General features: G+C 30.6%; 18 protein-coding genes, 1 pseudogene and 1 riboswitch. Of the genes and pseudogenes, 16 read left to right on the forward strand and 3 right to left on the reverse strand.

From position 1 onward, the window contains the following. Nucleotides 1-35: 35 nt before the first annotated feature. Together QPK35_RS02550 and QPK35_RS02555 are read left to right on the forward strand one after the other, a co-directional pair. A pseudogene (locus QPK35_RS02550) lies at nucleotides 36-194 on the forward strand (ClpB D2-like domain containing protein); the annotation flags it as partial. An 84-nt stretch (nucleotides 195-278) separates the two neighbouring features. Continuing rightward, nucleotides 279-665 (forward strand): hypothetical protein, encoded by a 387-nt coding sequence (locus QPK35_RS02555; RefSeq protein ID WP_290033907.1) that lies wholly within the window; start codon nucleotides 279-281, stop codon nucleotides 663-665. A 47-nt stretch (nucleotides 666-712) separates the two neighbouring features. Here the strand turns inward: QPK35_RS02555 and QPK35_RS02560 are convergent, their stop codons facing one another. Continuing rightward, the gene (locus tag QPK35_RS02560) at nucleotides 713-913 is read right to left on the reverse strand and encodes a YjzD family protein (RefSeq protein ID WP_290033908.1); all 201 of its coding nucleotides are present in this window, start codon (nucleotides 911-913) and stop codon (nucleotides 713-715) included. Between the two features lie 127 nt (nucleotides 914-1,040). Between QPK35_RS02560 and dnaE the strand changes: the two genes are divergently transcribed. The 9 genes from dnaE (at nucleotide 1,041) to QPK35_RS02605 (ending at nucleotide 15,539) form a co-directional block, all read left to right on the forward strand. Beyond that, nucleotides 1,041-4,370 carry a DNA polymerase III subunit alpha gene (dnaE, locus tag QPK35_RS02565; RefSeq protein WP_290033909.1) on the forward strand — a complete coding sequence of 1,110 codons (3,330 nt, stop codon included), beginning with the start codon at nucleotides 1,041-1,043 and terminating at the stop codon, nucleotides 4,368-4,370. Nucleotides 4,371-4,484: 114 nt separating this feature from the next. Next, complete coding sequence (pfkA, locus tag QPK35_RS02570; RefSeq protein ID WP_290034229.1) at nucleotides 4,485-5,447, forward strand: 6-phosphofructokinase; 963 nt, start codon at nucleotides 4,485-4,487, stop codon at nucleotides 5,445-5,447. Between the two features lie 19 nt (nucleotides 5,448-5,466). Further along, nucleotides 5,467-7,227 carry a pyruvate kinase gene (pyk, locus tag QPK35_RS02575; protein WP_290033910.1) on the forward strand — a complete coding sequence of 587 codons (1,761 nt, stop codon included), beginning with the start codon at nucleotides 5,467-5,469 and terminating at the stop codon, nucleotides 7,225-7,227. Between the two features lie 174 nt (nucleotides 7,228-7,401). Further along, entirely contained in the window at nucleotides 7,402-7,881 is a 480-nt protein-coding gene (locus tag QPK35_RS02580) for a hypothetical protein (protein ID WP_290033911.1), read from the forward strand. Nucleotides 7,882-8,034: 153 nt separating this feature from the next. Beyond that, complete coding sequence (locus tag QPK35_RS02585; protein ID WP_290033912.1) at nucleotides 8,035-8,589, forward strand: restriction endonuclease subunit S; 555 nt, start codon at nucleotides 8,035-8,037, stop codon at nucleotides 8,587-8,589. A gap of 50 nt (nucleotides 8,590-8,639) precedes the next feature. Further along, nucleotides 8,640-11,759, forward strand: coding sequence for a type I restriction endonuclease subunit R (locus QPK35_RS02590; protein ID WP_290033913.1), 3,120 nt, complete (start codon nucleotides 8,640-8,642; stop codon nucleotides 11,757-11,759). 11 nt (nucleotides 11,760-11,770) lie between these two features. After that, a complete protein-coding gene (locus tag QPK35_RS02595; RefSeq protein ID WP_290033914.1) occupies nucleotides 11,771-13,414 on the forward strand; it encodes a type I restriction-modification system subunit M in 1,644 nt (547 codons plus the stop codon). Beyond that, entirely contained in the window at nucleotides 13,414-14,547 is a 1,134-nt protein-coding gene (locus QPK35_RS02600) for a restriction endonuclease subunit S (RefSeq protein ID WP_290033915.1), read from the forward strand. The genes QPK35_RS02595 and QPK35_RS02600 overlap by 1 nt, the downstream gene beginning before the upstream one ends. Before the next feature lie 68 nt (nucleotides 14,548-14,615). Next, nucleotides 14,616-15,539, forward strand: a complete 924-nt coding sequence (locus QPK35_RS02605) for a site-specific integrase (RefSeq protein ID WP_290033916.1) — start codon at nucleotides 14,616-14,618, stop codon at nucleotides 15,537-15,539. Between the two features lie 46 nt (nucleotides 15,540-15,585). Here the strand turns inward: QPK35_RS02605 and QPK35_RS02610 are convergent, their stop codons facing one another. Then, entirely contained in the window at nucleotides 15,586-16,788 is a 1,203-nt protein-coding gene (locus QPK35_RS02610; protein ID WP_290033917.1) for a restriction endonuclease subunit S, read from the reverse strand. A 309-nt stretch (nucleotides 16,789-17,097) separates the two neighbouring features. On the opposite strand from QPK35_RS02610, the gene QPK35_RS02615 reads away from it, so the two are divergent. From QPK35_RS02615 to QPK35_RS02625, 3 genes are read left to right on the forward strand one after another with little or no spacing between them, the layout of a single operon-like run. Next, the gene (locus tag QPK35_RS02615; protein WP_290033918.1) at nucleotides 17,098-17,703 is read left to right on the forward strand and encodes an ABC transporter ATP-binding protein; all 606 of its coding nucleotides are present in this window, start codon (nucleotides 17,098-17,100) and stop codon (nucleotides 17,701-17,703) included. 45 nt (nucleotides 17,704-17,748) lie between these two features. Further along, the gene (locus tag QPK35_RS02620) at nucleotides 17,749-18,045 is read left to right on the forward strand and encodes a hypothetical protein (protein WP_290033919.1); all 297 of its coding nucleotides are present in this window, start codon (nucleotides 17,749-17,751) and stop codon (nucleotides 18,043-18,045) included. Next, complete coding sequence (locus QPK35_RS02625; RefSeq protein ID WP_290033920.1) at nucleotides 18,032-18,838, forward strand: ABC transporter permease; 807 nt, start codon at nucleotides 18,032-18,034, stop codon at nucleotides 18,836-18,838. Before QPK35_RS02620 ends, QPK35_RS02625 begins: the two co-directional genes overlap by 14 nt. 133 nt (nucleotides 18,839-18,971) lie before the next feature. Here the strand turns inward: QPK35_RS02625 and QPK35_RS02630 are convergent, their stop codons facing one another. Then, on the reverse strand, nucleotides 18,972-19,199 hold the full coding sequence (locus QPK35_RS02630; RefSeq protein WP_290033921.1) for a hypothetical protein: 228 nt from the start codon (nucleotides 19,197-19,199) through the stop codon (nucleotides 18,972-18,974). Between the two features lie 156 nt (nucleotides 19,200-19,355). Further along, nucleotides 19,356-19,400: riboswitch (PreQ1 riboswitch) on the forward strand. Nucleotides 19,401-19,419: 19 nt separating this feature from the next. Between QPK35_RS02630 and QPK35_RS02635 the strand changes: the two genes are divergently transcribed. Further along, complete coding sequence (locus QPK35_RS02635; protein WP_290033922.1) at nucleotides 19,420-20,409, forward strand: nucleoside hydrolase; 990 nt, start codon at nucleotides 19,420-19,422, stop codon at nucleotides 20,407-20,409. Then, on the forward strand, nucleotides 20,409-20,969 hold the full coding sequence (locus QPK35_RS02640) for an ECF transporter S component (RefSeq protein WP_290033923.1): 561 nt from the start codon (nucleotides 20,409-20,411) through the stop codon (nucleotides 20,967-20,969). The genes QPK35_RS02635 and QPK35_RS02640 overlap by 1 nt, the downstream gene beginning before the upstream one ends. Nucleotides 20,970-20,975: the final 6 nt, after the last annotated feature.

Below are 20,975 nucleotides of genomic sequence, written 5' to 3' on the forward strand. Positions count from 1 at the left end.
TATAAAAATTGATATTGGGGTGTTTTTGAGTGTCAGCATATGGTGCTCGTCCATTGCAACGGTTTATTACAACTAACATTGAGACTCCATTGGCTAAGGAGATTATTGCGGGTAAAGTTCAGCCTAATTCAAAGGTTATGATTTCATTAGATGATGATCAACATTTAACTTTTAAGGATTTAAAAGCAGAATAATTGATAGTTGATCTATATAATTGAATTTCAATGACAACCAACATAGAATGTTGACGTAATAATAAATGTTAGGGGTCGATTGAAATGACAGTAGATGAAATGATTAATGATGTTTTAGATAGTGAAAATGTTAACAAATTAACATTTCATTTGTGTGATACTAATAATCGTCATACAGATCTAAATACACATGATTATTTGCAACAAATGTATCAACTATTAAAAAATGTACGTTCTGAGTTACAAACAGAAATCAAGGAAGATGATGCTCAAAGTGCGAAGGATCAAATTGATCAACTAGATGCGATCGATCAATATCTAAATAAGTATCGTGATTTTAATAATTATGATAGTAAAGATGATGATGTGAAGCATGTGGTAATTGAGACCATTAAATTATGTAATGATGTAGATCCATCACATTCAACAAATATTTTCCCAGATTCAATTTACTTAGAAAGTATTAAATAAATTTAAATTAAGAGGCTATGATTAAAAATCATAGCCTCTTAATTTGATTATTTACTTTTATTATTTTCTTTTGTTTTAGGTGCTTTGATGAAAAGTGTGATGATATTAACTAAAATCCATCCCGCAATCATAGGAAATACACCACTCATAACAGGATCAAATGATGCGCCATCTAAGGCTGAAATGATGTATCCAAAAACTTCACCATAAATTAAACACCAGAATAGAATTGTAAGTTGTTTAGCCATTCTGAACACCTCTTTAATAGTAGTCTAGTATAGTTTAATTTTTTTTTCAAATATAAATTTAAAAGAATTCTAGGTGATTTGATATAATATAGGTATTAATTGATGATTTTGAAAGGAGGTATTGAATTTGTTTAGTCCGCTTCAAGTTATTAGTAGTTACAGTTTACTTCAAAGTACGTTGAAAATAGATGATTTTGTCCGTCGTGGAAAAGAATTAGGATATGAAGCATTAGCTTTAACCGATAATAATGTAATGTATGGTGTGCTTGATTTTTATCATGCATGTCAAAAGTATGGGGTTAAGCCGCTGATTGGTTTGACATTAAAGTTAAATGGTAAAGATCAAGATGAAAATGAATTAATTTTGATTGCTAAAAATCGTAATGGATATCAAAATTTATTAAAAATTTCATCAGCTAAAATGTCTAAAGAAGGTTTTGAAGCTGGTGATGCTCCAATTAATTTATCTGAAATTAAGAATTTTACTGCGGATATCATTGCAATTGTCCCTGAAAATTCTAAGGTTGATAAATCAATAATGAGTCATCAATTTGAACAGGCAAAAAATGAATTGAATGCACTCATTTCTTTGTTTAGTCAATCAAATGTATTTTTGGGCGTAAATGAATTTATGGATGATAATTTAATTTATAATTTACGACAATTACAGAACCAAGTCCAAGTTCCTTTAATTGCGACTTCATTTGTAAAATATTTAAAAGCTGAAGAAAAGTTCAATGTAGAAGTATTGAAGTGTATTGGTAAAACTTCAAAGTTATCAGATGAACAATTAGCAGTACCTCAAAACGGAAAACATTTTCTAAAGAGTCCAGAAGAATTCATGAAATTATATGTGGATTCAGGACTAAAAGATGCATATGAGCAAAATTGCGAGGTAGTTGATGAAATTAATGTGGAATTAGATTTTCCCAAAACTCAACTACCACATTATCCAACTCCAAATGGAGTATCTTCGGAATCATATTTAAAGAATCTTTGTCAAAGGGGATTGCAAAAGCGAATTCAACATGAAAAGATTCAAAATTCAAATGTATATCAGGAACGATTAAACCATGAATTAGAAGTCATTCATCGAATGGGATTTGATGATTATTTCTTAATTGTGTGGGATGTAACTAATTTTTCACATAAAAATAATATCTTAGTTGGTCCAGGAAGAGGATCAGCTGCAGGTTCATTAGTTGCGTATGTTTTATACATTACTGATGTTGATCCAATTAAATATGATTTACTTTTTGAACGTTTCCTTAATGAGGAACGGGCACAAATGCCAGATATTGATTTAGATATTCCAGATCAAAAACGTGATGAAATCATTGAATATGTTCACCAACGGTATGGCCAAAATCATATGGCACAGATTATTACTTATTCTCATTTAAATGCACGCCAAGTCATTCGAGATGTTAGTCGTGTAATGGGACAAAATCAATATGAAATTTCAAGCTGGTCAAATGCATTACCAAGGTTGCACAATATCAAGTTGAAAGATGCTTATGATAAATCACAAAAGTTGCGTAATTTAATTGCTGATAGTCAAAAGAACGCTTTGATTTATAAGACTGCTTTGGCATTAGAAGGATTGCCTCGACAATATAGTACTCATGCTGCGGGAATTATTTTAAGTGATCATGACTTATGTGATTTTGTGCCATTGCAAATAGGGTCAGAAGGAATTTACTTAACTCAATTTGCTAAAGAACAGGTTGAAGAAGTTGGATTATTGAAGATTGATTTCTTGGGCTTGCGTAACCTTACGATATTAGAAAACGCAATTCAGTTTATTAAACATGATTATGATGCAGATTTTGATATTAGGGAAATCAGTCTTAATGATGAAGCTACTTTAAAGCTGTTTCAGAATGCAGATACTAAAGGAGTTTTCCAATTTGAATCTGATGGGATTCGAAATGTCTTAAAACGACTCAAGCCACAAAATTTTGAAGATATAGTTTCAACCAATGCGTTGTATCGTCCTGGCCCAATTCAAAATATTGATGAGTTTATTGCACGTAAAAATAAACGTAAAGCAGTTAACTACTTAAATGAAAAGCTTGAGCCAATTTTGCAAAAAACGTATGGAATTATTGTTTACCAAGAACAAGTTATGCAAGTTGCAGCTATTATGGGTGGCTTTTCTCTTGGACAAGCTGATTTGCTAAGAAGAGCGATGAGTAAGAAGAAGCAAACTGTAATTGATAAGATGAGAACACAGTTTGTCAATGGGGCTATCGAAAAGGGATATAGTCAATATGACGCGGTTCAAGTTTATGAATTTATTGAGCATTTTGGAAATTATGGATTTAACCGTTCGCACTCTGTGGCATATTCAAAATTAGCATTTCAGTTAGCATATATTAAAGCACATTATCCAGCTGCTTTCTATGCTGCAATTTTAAATTCAGTGATTGGAAACAGTAGTAAAACGCGTGATTATGTAATTGAAGCAAAGCAAAAGGGTGTCAAAATACATCTACCAGATATCAATCAAAGTCAAAAATATTTTATATTGAAAAAGCATGTAATTTATTTTGGATTTAGAAGTATTTGGAAGATACGAACAGATTTGATTCAAATAATTTTATCTGAGCGTAATGAAAATGGATTTTTCCATAGTGTTGCTGATTTTATTCGGAGAATTGATGAGCGTTTCCTAAGTGATGATGTATTGGATGCATTGATTTATGCAGGTACATTTGATGAATTTGGTGAAACACGAAATCAATTATTAAGTGAAGTTCCGGGAATACTAGAAACAATTAAATTAAGTGGTGATAATGTTGATTTAATGAAACAACTTATGCCAAAAAAAATGCAACAAAAAGTCAGTTTATCTGAAAATGAGTTGTTAGAAAAAGAAGTAGAGTATCTTGGGACATATATTTCAGGTCATCCAGTTGATCAGTATAAAAAACTAACTGAAATTTATCAGACAGAAACTGTTAAACAATTGAAAGTAGGAATATATGCAAAATCAATTTTGTATATTAAAAACGTGAAAGTGATTAGAACTAAGAAACAAATGCAAATGGCGTTTGTGACAGCAAGTGATGCAACTGGTGAAATCAATTTGACTGTATTTCCTAAACAATTTATACAGTTTGGTAATTTGTTACAAGAGGGTAATGTTATTTTTGTAACTGGAAAAATCGATGAACGCAATGAAAAATTAAATTACATCGTCAATGAAGTTCATGATGCAAGTAAAATTAATTCTAAATGTTTTTATTTAAAAATCGAAGAATTAGATAAAGAACGTAAAGAAAAATTATTGCATGTAATGCAACAATTTCATGGAAAAATTCCAGTAATAATTTATGAAGAAAAAAGCAAGCAAAAAATTCGGATGTCTAACAAATATTGGCTAAGTGATACAGAAGCAACAATCCAAGCTTTATGCGATTTTCTAGGTAAATCAAATGTAGTATTACAATAACTTATAGTTGTAAATGCCAAAATCAAAAATTTTATCATTCTAAAACAATCATAAATGTGATAAGATAAAAGACGGAGAATGTATATTACAGATTTATTACTTGAGGTGAAAAAAGTGAAACGCATTGGTATTCTTACAAGTGGTGGCGATTCACAAGGAATGAACGCTGCTGTTCGTGCCATTGCTCGTTCTGCAATGAGTGCTGGTCTCGAAGCATATGGTATCAACTACGGTTTTAAAGGTTTAGTTGAAGGCAACATCTTTAAAATGAATTCAGAAGAACTTGATGGAATCATCAACCGTGGTGGTACAGTTCTTTACTCTGCACGTTTTCCAGAGTTCGCTCAGGAAGAAGTTCAATTAAAGGGTATTGAACAGCTTAAGAAATTCGGGATCGATGCTTTAGTAGTTATCGGTGGCGATGGATCATATCACGGTGCATTGAAGCTTACAAAACACGGCTTTAATTCTATTGGAGTACCTGGAACAATCGATAATGATATTCCAGGAACAGACTTTACAATTGGTTTTGATACAGCAGTAAATGTTGCAACCGAAGCCCTTGATCGCATTAATGATACTGCAACTTCACACCAACGTACATTTGTTGTTGAAGTTATGGGTCGCGGAGCTGGCGACATTGCATTATGGGCTGGAATTGCTGCTGGTGCAGATGCAATCGTAATTCCAGAACGTGATTATGATGTTAAGGCAATTGCTGAAAAGATCAAGCAAAACAAAGAACGTGGCAAGGATCATGCTTTAATTGTTATTGCAGAAGGTGTAATGTCTGCTGCAGACTTTAAAGAACAATTAGATCAATATGGTGACTTTGATAGTCGTGCTGTTACATTAGCTCACGTCCAACGTGGTGGAACACCAACTGCAAAGGATCGTGTTTTAGCTAGTCGTTTAGGTGATTATGCTGTACGCTTATTACTTGAAGGCAAAGGTGGATTAGCTATTGGAATTCACGATAACAAATTAGTTGCCACAGACATTATCGATACATTAGAAAATCACAAGCATAAGACAGATGTTTCATTGCTAGATTTAAATGATCGTTTAAGATTTTAATTAAAGGAGAAACAGACTTATGAAAAAAACAAAAATCGTAAGCACACTTGGACCAGCAAGTAATGATTTAGATACAATTACAAAGTTAATTGAAGCTGGCGCAAACGTATTCCGTTTTAACTTCTCACACGGTGACCACGAAGAACACAAAGGTCGCATGAACTTAGTTGCAGAAGCTGAAAAAGTAACAGGTAAAAAGGTTGGTCGTTTACTTGATACTAAAGGTGCTGAAATCCGTACAACAGTTCAAAAAGAAGGCAAGATCCAATTCAACATTGGTGACGAAGTACGTATCTCAATGGATTCATCAATTGAAGGTACAAAAGAAAAGATTGCTGTTACATACCCAGGTCTTTTTGACGATGTTCACGTAGGTGGCCACGTATTATTCGATGATGGTTTAATCGACATGGAAATCGAAGAAAAAGATGAAGCTAACAAAGAATTAGTATGTAAAGTATTAAACGAAGGTGTATTAGGTTCACGTAAAGGTGTTAACGCTCCTGGTGTATCAATCAACTTACCTGGTATTACAGAAAAAGATTCAGACGATATTCGTTTTGGTTTAGACCAAGGTATCAACTTTATCGCTGCATCATTTGTTCGTAAACCACAAGATATCTTAGACATTCGTGAATTACTTGAAGAAAAACATGCAGAACATGTTCAAATCTTCCCTAAGATCGAATCACAAGAAGGTATCGACAACTTTGATGAAATCTTGAAAGTTTCAGATGGTTTAATGATCGCTCGTGGTGACATGGGTGTTGAAATCCCACCTGAAAATGTTCCTTTGGTTCAAAAATCATTAATCAAGAAATGTAACGCTGTTGGTAAGCCAGTTATTACAGCTACACAAATGCTTGACTCAATGGAAGAAAACCCACGTCCAACACGTGCTGAAGCTTCAGACGTTGCTAACGCTGTATTTGATGGTACAGACGCAACAATGCTTTCAGGTGAATCAGCAAACGGTGAATACCCAGTAGAAGCAGTTGCTACAATGGCTCGTATCGATGTGAAAGCAGAAAATGCATTACGTCAATACAAGAACTTTGCAATCAACTCATTCGATAAGACAGATGTTACAGAAGCTATCGGTCATGCTGCTGCAGAAGCTGCAAACAACTTGAACATCAAGACAATTGTTGCTGCTACAGAATCAGGCTACACAGCTCGTATGATTTCTAAGTATCGTCCAGATGCAGATATCTTAGCTGTAACATTTGATGAAAAGACACGTGGTGGCTTAACAATCAACTGGGGTGTATACCCAGTTGTTGCTGAAAAACCTGCATCAACAGATAAGATGTTTGAATTAGCTACAGAAGAAGCTAAGAAGGCTGGATTTGCTAAGGAAGGCGACTTGATCTTAATCGTTGCTGGTGTTCCTGTAGGTGAAAAAGGTACAACAAATATCATGAAGATCCAATTAGTTGGTTCTGCATTAGTAAACGGCCAAGGTGTTGGCGAAGAAACAGTTATCGGTAAAGCTGTAGTTGCAACATCAGCTAAAGAAGCAAACGAAAAAGCTGAAGAAGGTTGCGTATTAGTTACAAAGACAACTGACAAAGACTACTTACCAGCAATTGAAAAAGCATCAGCTTTAGTTGTTGAAAACGGTGGTTTAACTTCACACGCAGCAGTTGTAGGTATTTCAATGGGAATTCCTGTAGTTGTTGGTGCTGAAAACGCAACAGAAGCTATCAAGGAAGGCGAAACAGTTACTGTAGATAGCCGTCGTGGTGCTATTTACCGTGGTGCTTCAAGTACTCTTTAAGATAGACAAAAAATAAAAGTTGAAATAAGTTGCAAGACGTTGTGACTTGTTTTGATGATAAAAATCGCACTCGACGGGGTGCGATTTTTTTATACATTTTTTTAGTTTTTAAATGCACACTTTGATATACTGATTTTAGAGAAGGAATAACTAAGTGTATGGGGAGTCTTAAAGATGAAAGAAAAGGAAAGTGCAAGAGCTGAAATTCGAATTAGTAAGAGTAAAGTTCTTATTTATATTGTATTGGCTATTTTTCTAATTATTTTGGGCGCTGTAAGTATTAGTGCAGGATCAGGTGGTGCTGCATTATTGATTTTAGTATTAGGTGTCTTTTGGGGAGTTTATTGTTTACCATATCTAATTAATATTAATCGGCCATATTTGAAAGTTACTACAAAAGAAATGTTTTATAATCATGCATTTAAGCATCGGATGATTTCACTATCAAATATAAGAAAAATACAAGTAGTAAATGAAAATCGTAATATTGCGAATAATAAAAATCATTGTAATTTAAAATTAATTTTAAGCACATGCTTGATTCGAGTATATTTAAGAAATGCTATTCAACCAATTGTAATAAATCCAAGTTATATTGGAAATGCAAATGATTTTGCTAGTTTCAAATTGGCTGTTCAGAAGTGTAAATTTTGATTTTTAATGTAAAAAGAACAGTATAAAAAGTACTGTTCTTTTTTTATTCAAAAAAATTTTAGAACTTTGCTTAAAGTTCATTGACAAGTTATAAAAAAGATGCCATAATACAATCATTGAATGAATATTAATTAAAGTTCAAAGGAGGGTGCTATGAAACTTCGTGAAGTTATTGATACCAAAACGGGGTTAAATTCTAGAGAATTGAAAAAGCAAAATGCAATTTCTTATTCAATTGCTGATTTTAATTATGATTTAAATCAAACCTTTGAAATTTCAAAGTCATCTAGTGATGATGCTTTAAATCGAATAACTTTAAAGCAGGGAGATTTAATTGTAAGTTTGCAAGACTTTAAAATGGCAATTGTTTCGCAGAAGAATGCTGGAAAGGTTTTTTCGCAACGTTTTCTAAGGATTATTCCCAAAAAAGAGTCTAATTTAGATATTCGATATTTATTGTTTATATTTAATCAGTCAACTTTAATTCAAAAACAAATTCATAATATGCTTGAAGGAACAGTTCTAAAGTTAATAAAAGAAAGTAATATTTTAAATATTACTATTCAATTACCATCTTTGGAAATACAAGCAAAAATAGGTAGTTATTATCAATTATTGAAGGAGTTTGAAATTTTAACACAAGAAAAGTTGACGCTTTTAGATAAATTAAGTATGGAGTTATTAAATAATTTAAATATCGAGAAATAATTATTTGATAAAATATTATAGTGTTTAATGTAATTTGGAGAGAGGATACTATGATACATAAAAATGAATTGAAATTTGAGGACAAATTAATCGATTATCTTGAAAATCTTGGTGGCGAAAAACAATGGGAATATCTTCCTAATATTAGATACACTGAAGAATTATGGGAAAATTTTAAACATATTCTTGAAAAAAATAATGCAGATAGTTTAAATCAACCTTTATCGGATACTGAATTTAGTCAGGTTAAGCGTGAAATCAATAATCTAACTACTCCATATAAAGCAGGAAAATTCTTATATGGATTAGGTGGAGTTTCACAAGTTGAAGTTAATTTAGATGATGGTCGTCATGTATATTTAACAGTTTTTGATCAAGACCAAATTGGAGCAGGTAATACCGTTTATCAAGTAGTTAAACAAATTAAACGACCAGCAAAAGTTACAGGAAAACCTCCACGCCGTTTTGATGTTACTTTATTAATAAATGGTTTGCCAATCATTCAAATCGAAGAAAAAGCAGATGGACATGATGCACGTGAAGCATTAAGGCAAATGTATCAATATATTGATGAGCAACAATATACGGATATTTTCTCAACGGTTCAAATACTTATTGCAATGACTCCGCATGATGTGCGTTATATGGCAAATACAACAAGTAAATCATTTAATTTAGATTTTTCATTTAGATGGCAAAATGAAAAAGACAATAAACCAGTTTTAGATTGGAAAGAATTTACAAATCAATTCTTGTCAATTCCAATGGCACATCAAATGGCTACTAATTATATGATTTTGGATGGAACCAAAGATAAAGAATCAATTAAAATTATGCGACCATATCAAGTATATGCAACCAAGCGTGTTATTGAAAAAATACGAATGCATGATTTTGAAATGGGACCTCAAGAATTAGGCTATGTATGGCATACAACTGGTTCTGGAAAGACAATTACATCCTTTAAGACGGCATGGTTAGCACAACGTTTAGCTAAGGTGGATAAGGTTGTTTTCTTAGTTGATCGAGTTGCATTAACAAATCAGACTGTTGATAAGTATAATGCGTATGATCCTGATGGTGATGCAAAAGATGGTGTCATAATGGATACGGCGAATATTGGAGTATTGTCTCGTAGATTGAAAGAGAAGAAAAATGGGATTATTGTTACTTCAACTCAAAAAATGGATCGTTTAATTTCACAGAAAAAAGATTTTAAATATGATAAAAATGTTGTATTTATTGTCGATGAAGCGCATCGTTCAACCGCTGGTGATATGATTCAAAGAATAAAAAAGGCTTTTCCTAATTCTGGATGGGTTGGATATACTGGAACTCCAATTTTTGATAAAGATATTGATTCAAAAGATAAGGAAAAGATTACAACTTACAAGATATTTGGCGAACCATTACATCGTTATACTATTCGTGATGCAATTAAAGACAAGAACGTTTTAGGATTTAAGGTTGATTTTGAAACTACATTGTCTGAAAAAGTATTACGAAATGAATATCTTCCTAAATACTTTGAAGAAAAATATCCAAAATGGACAAGTGAACAAATTAATGAACGAATTGAAAGACTACCAGTTGAAGAAATGGATGATACAGTTACTTCAAGTGTATTTGATATGAATGAAAAACACGTTCAGTTAGTAGTTAAAGATGTTCTTGAAAAATGGGAAAAACGTTCTTGCAAGCGGAGATATAATGCGCTTTTTACTACTCATGTAGGTGGTGGTAAGGCTTCAACTCCAATGGCAATGATGTTTTATCATGAATTTAAGAAACAAAATGCAAAAATGGACAATCCATTGAAAATTGCTGTTACATTCAGTCAAGATACATCAAATGGTAAAAATCAATTAAATACTAATAAAAGTTTATTTGAAGTAATAAATGATTATAATGTTGAATTTGGTACAACATATGATATGCAATCAACTAAAGGATATACCGATGACGTTATTTCTCGTTTAAATAAGACTGCTAAGGATGGGAAATATTTAGATTTAGTAATTGTAATAGACCAATTACTTACAGGATTTGATGCTCCAGAATTAAATACTTTATATGTTGATCGAACATTAAAAGGTGCTAATCTAATTCAAGCATACTCACGGACTAATCGAGTTCATAATATGCAAACGAAACCATTTGGACGAATTGTAAATTACCGTTGGCCACATCATTCAGAAGTATTAATGAATAATGCGTTGGAGATATATGCAAATCGTGATTCAGCTAATGTACAGGAAAGTTTAGTAGAAGGCGTTGATGCAGAAGGAAATAACACTGGAATAATTGCATTATCATATGATGAAGTGTTGAACAAATTAAAACCAGTTGTAAAATCTTTGAAGAAACTCACTGAAAACTTTACCCATGTTCCGGATAAACTTGAAAGTGAAAATCAAATGTTATCACATTTAAGAACATATAATAATTTAATGTCTCAAGCTAAACAAGATGATCGTTACGATGAAAGTCATCCTGAAAAATTACTCAATCAAATTGGATTGAATTGCGATGATGAAGAACGACTTACAACAGTTTTAGCTAATGATTTAAAAGAGGCAATTGCAGATAAACGAAACATTGATCCAATTGAAATTTCATTAGAAATGGAACATGTGAAAGATATTGAAGTTAATTATGATTATCTGCAAGAATTGATCGCTCAATATGCAAATCAATTACATAATGGAGAAAATAAAGATGCCGAAGATACAAGAGAGGAAATTGATCGTATTGTAAGTCAAATTCCTGATAGAAAATATGCAAGTCAAATTAATGGCTTTAATGATGCATTGAGAGCAGGAAATATTACGATCAATGTTTATCCAATTTCTCCAAATGATGTTAAAGATTTAATTTTAAATAATGCAGACAAAGGGCAACGTGAAGAAATATTAAAATTTAAGAAAAAATGGGGCTTAATTGATATTCATGATTCATACCTTTTAAACGATATGATTGAAAATCACATTGAAGGTGCTGATGATATGAATAACAGTGGAGAATTAAAAAACATTATAAAAGAAGCATCGGCAGTATATAGTACTGATGCAGAGGATGAAGAAATTCGTTCAAAATCAAGAATTAAGTACCGAAATAGTTTAAGACAAGCAATTACTGAATTTGCTGATGAAATGAAGAAGAAATATTAAGGTGGTAAGTTATGACAGAATCAAGACAAGAACAAGTTAAAAACATTACAAACGAAATTTGGGCAATGGCAAATGAATTACGTGGAAACATGGATGCAAGCGAATATCGTAATTATATTTTAGGTTTCATGTTTTATCGTTATTTGTCAGAACATCAAGAAAAATACATTTTTGATCAAGATTTATTAGACATCGAGGATGGAGAATCAGTAAATGATGCATATTTGGAAATTCCTGAAGATGAAATCAAGGATTATCTTGAAGATATTTCAAGTAATTTAGGATATGCAATTGCACCTCAAGACACATGGGCAACAATTACTAAAAAAGTATCTGAAAATACAATTATTCCATCTGATTTTCAAAATATGTTTGATGATTTTAATGAAAATGCAAAATTGAATCCAAATGCAGAAAGAGATTTCCGTGGGATTTTTGATGATGTAAATTTAGGCAATAGTCGATTAGGAAACGATACAACATCACGTGCAAAATCATTAGCAAAAATTGTAGAATTAGTTGATCATTTTACATATCAAGATGAAGCTGGTCATGATATTCTTGGCGATGTTTATGAATATTTAATTGCCCAATTTGCTGGAAATTCAGGAAAAAAAGCAGGAGAATTTTATACTCCTCACCAAGTATCTAAGGTACTCGCAAAATTAGTTACATTAGATATGAACAACGATGCTTCTTTTTCTGTTTATGACCCTGCGATGGGATCAGGTTCGCTACTTTTAACAGTAGATGATGAAGCTAAAAAGAAAGAAAAGAAGATAGTTTCTTTCTATGGTCAAGAATTAAATACAACAACATATAATCTTGCGCGTATGAACTTAATGATGCATGATGTTGAATATCGAAATATGACTTTAAAAAATGCTGATAGTTTGGAACTTGATTGGCCAGTAGGTCCAGATGCTCAAGGAATTGAACATCCAATTATGTTTGATGCTGTTGTTGAAAATCCACCATATTCAGCTCGTTGGGATAATAATGAAAATAAATTGAAAGATTCACGTTTCAAACCTTATGGTGCATTAGCACCAAAGACAAAGGCAGATTATGCATTCTTGTTACATGGACTTTATCATTTGAAATCTGATGGGACAATGGCAATTGTTTTACCTCATGGCGTACTTTTCCGTGGAGCAAAAGAAGGTAAGATTCGTCAAGCCTTAATTGAAAAGAACCAGTTGGATGCAGTAATTGGAATGCCAGCTAACTTATTCTATAATACGTCAATTCCAACTGTTATCTTGGTTTTGAAGAAACAACGTGAACGTAGAGATATCTTATTTATTGATGCAAGTAAGAACTTTGAAAAGGGTAAAAATCAAAATACTTTGCGTGATGAAGATATTGATAAAATTATCCAAGCATATAAAGAGCGAAAGGATATTGATAAGTTTGCACATGTTGCAGATTTAGATGAAATTAAAGAAAATGACTTTAATCTCAACATTCCACGTTATGTTGATACCTTTGAAGAAGAACCTCCCGTTGATATCAAGAAAGTATCTCAAGAACTTCAAGATATTAACAAAAAAATTAAGGAAACTGAAAGTGAATTCTTATCAATGGTGGATGAATTGCAAATAACTGATGAGTCAAAAGACATTATTCAAGCCATCAAGGAGGCATTTAAATAATGGTAAAAACTAATCAAGAAGAACAAAGAAAAGCGCCAATTCTTCGTTTTAAAGGGTTTACTAATGATTGGGAGCAAAGAATGGTATCTGATATAGGGAAAATAGTTGGAGGTGGTACACCTTCAACTAAAAATCCTAAATTTTGGAATGGCAATATTAATTGGTTTTCGCCAAATGAAATTAATATAAAAAGATATGTTACTGAAAGTAATAAAAAAATTACAAAAGAAGGATTAAAAAAAAGTTCAGCAAAAATTTTACCTGCTAAAAATACAATATTATTTACAAGTAGGGCTACTATTGGAGAAATGGCACTTTTAACAATAGATTCAGCAACCAATCAAGGATTTCAATCGTTTGTTTTAAATAATAACGTTTCTCGATATTTTATTTTTTCATTACAAAATAAAATAAAAAAAATTGCATTAAAAAAAGCATCTGGTTCTACATTTTTAGAAATTTCAAAAAAAGAAGTAGAAAAAATTAAAATAAATATTCCTTCTCTTAAAGAGCAAAAAAAAATAGCAAATTTATTTAAATTAGTTGATGACTATCTAGCTTTATATGAACGAAAAGCTAATTATTATAATTGCTTATTTTTAAATTTAAAAAAAATATTTTTTGCCAAAAATAAAAAAACTAAATCCTTAATTGAATTGATTGACATAAAAACCGGATATAGAAATTCTGAAGATAACATTGAAAAAGGTAAATATTTATTTTTTGATAGATCGGTTGAAGTAAAAAAATTAGATGAATTTGATTTTGATGAAGAAGCAATTATTTTGCCTGGTGAAGGTCAAACATTTTATCCTAAATATATTAATGACAAATACGCTTTGCATCAACGGTCATATAGTTTGTTTAATTTTAAAAACATTTATCCAAAATATCTATATTATTTTCTTACAACTCAAAGCAATAATTTTTTGAAATATTCAGTAGGTACTACTGTACCTTCTCTTAGAAAATCAACATTTAAACATATTAATGTTCCAATTAAATCAATGAATACACAAATTCAATATGCAACAATTTTAGAAAAAATCGAAATTATTATCGATGAAAACCTAAACAAAATAAATTCTTTAAAACAAATAAAAAAAGAACTATTAGATACTATGTTTATCTAATTACAATTAACCTCTCATAATAAAGGTGGCACTAAGCCAAAATAAATTTTATTATGGGAGGTTTTTCTATGCCAAGAAAAACAAAATCACAATATTTACATGAATACTTTAAATCATGGGTAAAATTATATAAGGTTGGAGCAATTCGAGATGTTACTTTGCAAAAATACTGGGTAACATATCGTCAAATCAAAGGATTAGAACCTGATTTAAAAATGGGCGAACTAACTAGACAAACCTATCAAGAGTTATTAAACAAATATGCTGAAACACATGAACGACAAACTGTTATGGACTTTCACCATCAAGTTAAAGCGGCAATTTTAGATGCTTACGATGATGGAATCATTAAACATGATCCAACACGTCGAGCAATTATCAAGGGAAAGAATCCTAAAAAAAAGAAGCCTAAATTTTTGAGTGAATTTGAATTAAAACTACTTTTAAAAGAATTAAATCTTGGTGATAAACCATCATTAGATTGGTTAGTTTTACTAATTTCAAAAACAGGCTTACGTTTTGCAGAAGCCTTAGGCGTTACACCAAATGATTTTGACTTTGAACAACAAACACTATCAATTACTAAAACTTGGAATTACAAGGATAAAAAAGGTGGTTTTCAACCTACTAAAAATAAATCTTCTATTCGTAAAATCCAGTTAGATTGGAAATTATGTATGCAATTTAGTGGGTTAATTAGAGATTTAGATCCAACTAAACCAATTTTTATTACTAAAAGAATATATAATTCAACAATTAACTATTTTCTTGAAAAGAAATGTAAAAAAGCTGATGTACCTGTGATTTCAGTTCATGGATTAAGACATACACATGCATCTCTTTTATTATATGCAGGTGTTTCAACTGCAAGTGTAGCTAAAAGATTAGGTCATGCAGATATGACAACTACACAAAATACATATATTCATATAATTGAAGAGCTTGAAAATCAAGATAATGATAAAATAATGCGTCATTTAGCAATGCTTTAATATATATAAAACGACTTACCAGTTATTTGGCAAGTCGTTTTTTAATTTAAATAAACATAGTATCTAAAAGTTCTTTTTTTATTTGTTTGATTTGTTTTAATTTACTTTCATATAAAGTAATAAGTTTATTTATGTTATTTAGTACTATCCCAATTTTTCTTTGCTCAGGAAAAATGGTTATCCAAACATTTATTTGACTTAAAGATTCCATAGTTAATTTATATCTACCTGAACCAACAAGATATTTAAAATAGTTAATTTTTTTAATTGTTCCTACTAAAAAGTTTCCATCATTATTTTTGATATTGATTTTAAGCACATGAGTATGATTATTAGCCCATATTTTTCCTGTAACAAAGGAAATTGGATAATTTTTAATGTCATTTGCCCCATCTTCAGCAATTAAGATGTAATTTCCATCATGAGTGTAGCCAGAAACATATCCTTGAACTCCATTTGCACCGTAATAGGGTGTTAAACCTTTTTTTCTATCTTGTCGTTTTACAGGTTTTCTTTTGTTATCTTCTCTATAACAAATAGTTAATAAATTTCTTTGCTCCCAAGCATTTGTAAAGCCTTTAAAACGTAAATTAGGATATTTATTTTTAGCAAATAGATTATCTAAAAAATATTTTTTTATTTGTGAAAGTAGTTTAATTTTTCGCTCATATAAAGTAAGTATTTTATCTAATGTCTCAGATAATTTAGAAATGAGTATCTGTTCTTTTAGGTTTGGAATCTGAACTTTTATATTTTGTATTAATTTTTTGTTGAGTCCTCCTCTAGAACCTGCCCCAGATGACAAACTTCTAAGCTCAAAATATCTTTTTTCCAAGTTGTAAAATATAAATCCATAATAGTCTTCGCTAATTGGAATAATTCCTGCTAAAGATTGATTAATAGTTAATTCGATGTTGTTAATAGCAACCTTACCGCGAGTTTTACCTTGCCCTGCTAGTGCTATTAATACTGAATTTTCAGGAACAAATTTTGCGCTTGAATTTTCTAATCCAAGTTTTGTAATTAATTTATCGGTTTTATAAATTCTTTTTTTATTTATTTCTCCTGATGACATCCAGGGAATATTTCCATCCCAATATTGATTTTTTTTAGTTGATGGAGTACCCCCAACAATGATATTAGCAAGATCAGATAACTTACGTTTGCTCCCAAGCATTATGTTGAAGATTTGAAATATAGAATCATTAAAAAGCCAATAATTATTTTTACCTATAAATCCTTTATACAATCGCTCATAATTTTCTTTTTATAAGTATCATTGGATATAAGTAAAGTTAGTTAAGCTAACAATTAACTTAATTAACATATTGATTTTTTGAATAAAACTATTTATACTTGTTGCAAAAGTTAGTTAAAAAGAATGCAGACTATGAGAAATCTATTAGATGGGTATAAAACCTACACTACATCAGGTAAACTGCAAAAAAGTGTAATGGGGATAGTAATATGCATTTTTATAACGATTGTATAGTAATACTACTTACCGTAATTATTGGAATTTTGCTATTAATAACGGTTCTAAGATGAAGATTAGAAGGTGAAAGCTATTAATACATTAATTAAATTAGATAGTGTTTCTAAGAGTATTAATAATAAAAAAATAATTAAGAAAGAATCTTTTTCAATTAATGAAGGAAGAGTTGTTGCACTGTTAGGTCCTAATGGTGCTGGTAAAACGACGACTGTTCGCTTGATAACGGGGCTATTGTCTGTTGACTCAGGAAATATAAAATTTAATGGTAAAAACTTATCAGATGATACAAAAGAATTTAGAAAATACATAAGTGTCTTAAATGATGGAAATTTGTATGAAGATTTAACATTGGTTGAAAATCTTATGATATGGAAAGATTTATATGAAATTTCCGAAAATGATTTTCAGACTAGAGTTAGTCCGTTACTAGCATTCTTTTCTTTGGAAGATAGGAAAAACGATAAAATAGGAACTTTTAGTAAAGGAATGAAACAAAAGGCTGCAATAATTCGGACCTTGATAAATAATCCTAAATTATTAATTTTAGATGAACCTACAAGTGGGTTGGATCCAAAATCTATAGAAGAACTATACCGGTTATTAGAAGAAATAAAAAATAATAGAAAACTGTCAATAATACTATGTACTCATCAACTGTACGGAATTTAAAAAATTGTTGACGATATAATTATTCTAAACAAAGGTCAGGTTTTATTGAAAGGATCTATAGATGATTTAATATCTAAATGTTGGCCAATAAAAGAATATAGGTTAGATGTAAAGCAAATAGAAAAAGCATATAAGGTGATTAACTCATTAAAAATTAAATGTTTTTCAAAACAAGGTGGCCTTTATTTTACAGTAAAATATAAAGATGAAATTCCTAAGATTATAAAAAAATTAGATGAATGTAACATTGATATCTATTCAATAAAAGAGATTTCAAAAGGAATTAGAGATTTGTATTTTAAATTCATAGGAGAGGATAAATTGAAAAATGTTGAATTATAAAAGAGTTAAGGCCGTTTTAAAAAAAGATTTATTACAAACAATAAACGATAAAACAATGATTATTTCACTTATGATTATTCCTGTTATGTTTAGCATTATCTTACCTGTTTTGATTATTTCACTAGGATTTAATAGTGGAATCGTAAACAGTCTAAGTGGTTTAAATGCGTTCACACATTTTGTAATAAAAAACAATATAGGCGGGAATTTAAACATGGAGGGAAAAATTATATATAGTGTTTTCCAATATTTTTTTATTCCTTTGTTTTTATTAATTCCTTTATTAATTGATACGGTTCTTGCAAGTACAGGATTTATAGGAGAAAAAGAAAAGAGAACGATAGAAGGATTATTGTATACACCTATTACAGATTCAGAATTACTTTTAGCTAAAATGTTAGCGTCTCTATTACCATCTACTACTATTTCATGGATCGCTATTTTTATTTATTGGTTCATAGTGGATATAAAGTGCCATAAAATAATTGGAATTATTTTTCCGAATACTTTATGGCTACTAATAATTGTTATGATTCCTTTAATATCACTTTTGGCTATTGAGTTAATTACAATTTTTTCACAATATTTAAAAACTTCTAAGTCCGCGCAGTCAGTTACGGGAATGTTAGTTTTTCCAATTATTGCTGGGGTAGTATCCCAGTCCTCAGGAGTTCTATTAATTAATAAAACTTTTATTTTAGGCATATTAAGCGTATTGATAATTTTAGATGTATTATTCTTTTATTTTTCTGTAATGAGATTTAATAGAGAACGCTTTTTATTGAAGGAATAGATATTAATGAAAGTTTTAGGTATTTTAAATGAAAAATTAGTTTGTATATAGGCAATTATGAAGAAAATATATTTTTGACAACAACTTATGAATATAAAAAAGACGAAATTCAATTGAATCTCGTCTTTTATTTTTATTCTTTATTATCATCTAAGATTTGTTTACGTAGTTCTTTTCCTTTTTTAGTAAGAATTACAGATGCTGATAAGAAATTTGCATTAGGTATTTCTTTTAAAAGACCTTTAGCTACAAGGGGAAAATAATTCTTACCATTCTCCATAAAAATTTCATCTTCAACTTTACTTTTTGCAACTTCTAAAAATAATTCCTGTTCCTCAGGAGTTAAATCTTCAAATTTCATCGTGCATCTCTCCTTTGAGTTGATTTTCTCCTTCTATATTTTCATTGTAACATTTAATTATAATAATTTAATTAAAATGCTTTTATTAGCAAAAATATTTTGTATAATAAGAGCTATGTGACAATTTACTATTTTATTTATACAAATCAATTATATATTGGACTGGTTCGAGAACTTCCCAGAATAAAAAACCAAGTATCTCTAAAGGAGGTTGGAAATTATGAATAAAAAGAAAAAGGTTATCATTGATTGTGATCCTGGAATAGATGATTTTTTAGCGTTATGGTTCGCTTTAAAATCACCAGAACTTGATGTAATTGGAATTACAATTGTTGCTGGTAATGTTCCGGTAGAGCAGGGCGTAAAAAACGCTTTGAAAATTTTGAAAATCACTAATCGATTAGACATTCCTGTGTATGCTGGTGCTGAAAAGCCTTTGAAAAAAGAATACATCAGTGCCCAAGACACTCATGGCGATGATGGCTTAGGCGAGAGTGGTATTCCAGATGTAACTAATGGAATTTGTCGTCAAAATGCAAGTGATTTTATTAACGACACATTAATGACTGATTCAGATGTCACAATAATCGCAATTGGTCCTATGACAAACATTGCTGTTGCAATGCAAAAGAACATTCAAGCATGGGAAAACTGCCATGAATTAATCTCAATGGGTGGAGCATTCAAATCATTTGGTAATTGTTCACCAGTTGCTGAATATAATTATTGGTGTGATCCTGATGCTGCAGCTTATGTTTACAAGCATTCACCAGTTTTAATCACAATGGTGGGATTAGACGTAACTCGAAAGATTGTTTTAACTCCAAATATAATTGAATTGGTTCAACAAGAGAATAGTGAAGTTGCTGATATTATCAGAAAGATAACACGCTTTTACTTTGATTTCCATTGGAAACAAGAAAAAGTTATTGGATGTGTTATTAATGATCCATTAACGATTGCAATCTTATTGGATCCAACTATCTGCAGCGGCTTTAAGAGTTATGTTCAAATTAACACTGATAATGGAATTGGTAATGGTCAATCAATTGTTGATGAAAAAGACTTCTACCATCATACTGCCAATGCAGAAGTTTTAACGCAAGTTGATTCATTTAAGTTTATGAAACTATTCTTAAACCGAGTAGCTGAATTAGACTTAGAATTATTAGATCAAATTTTGCCAATGATTATGATGGAGGAAGATTAATGAATAATTCAAAAAAGATTTCAATTAAGAAAATAGCAATTTTAGCAATTTGTATCGTATTAAATATTGTCGGAAGTAACTTAGCTTTAATGTTACGATTACCAATCTACTTAGATTCAATCGGTACAATTTTAGGAGCTGCACTTTTTGGTCCAGTTTGGGGAATGTTAGCTGGTGGTATCACTAACTTGATTATGGGATTAACAACTGACTTAACTTCTCTATACTACACACCAGTTGCATTAGTTTTAGGATGCTTAGCAGGTTTCTTATATCGTAAAATTAGTCCAGATAGCTTTAGTAAAGTTTGGATTGTTGCCTTATTAATCTCATTGCCAGGTACAATTCTTTCAACAATCATTACTTACTTTGTCTTTGGTGGAATCACATCTTCTGGTTCTTCAATCATTGTACAATTACTATTTGGAATGGGATTGAGCAAATTCTGGGCAATCTTTATCGTACAAGTATTAACAGACTTCCTTGATCGATTAATTTCTGTATACATTATTGCTATCTTATATCGTTCATATAAACCATTAAAAAAATTAAAAGCGTAAAATAAA

It is taken from the genome of Ligilactobacillus cholophilus (assembly GCF_030389495.1).
GTDB lineage: Bacteria > Bacillota > Bacilli > Lactobacillales > Lactobacillaceae > Ligilactobacillus > Ligilactobacillus cholophilus.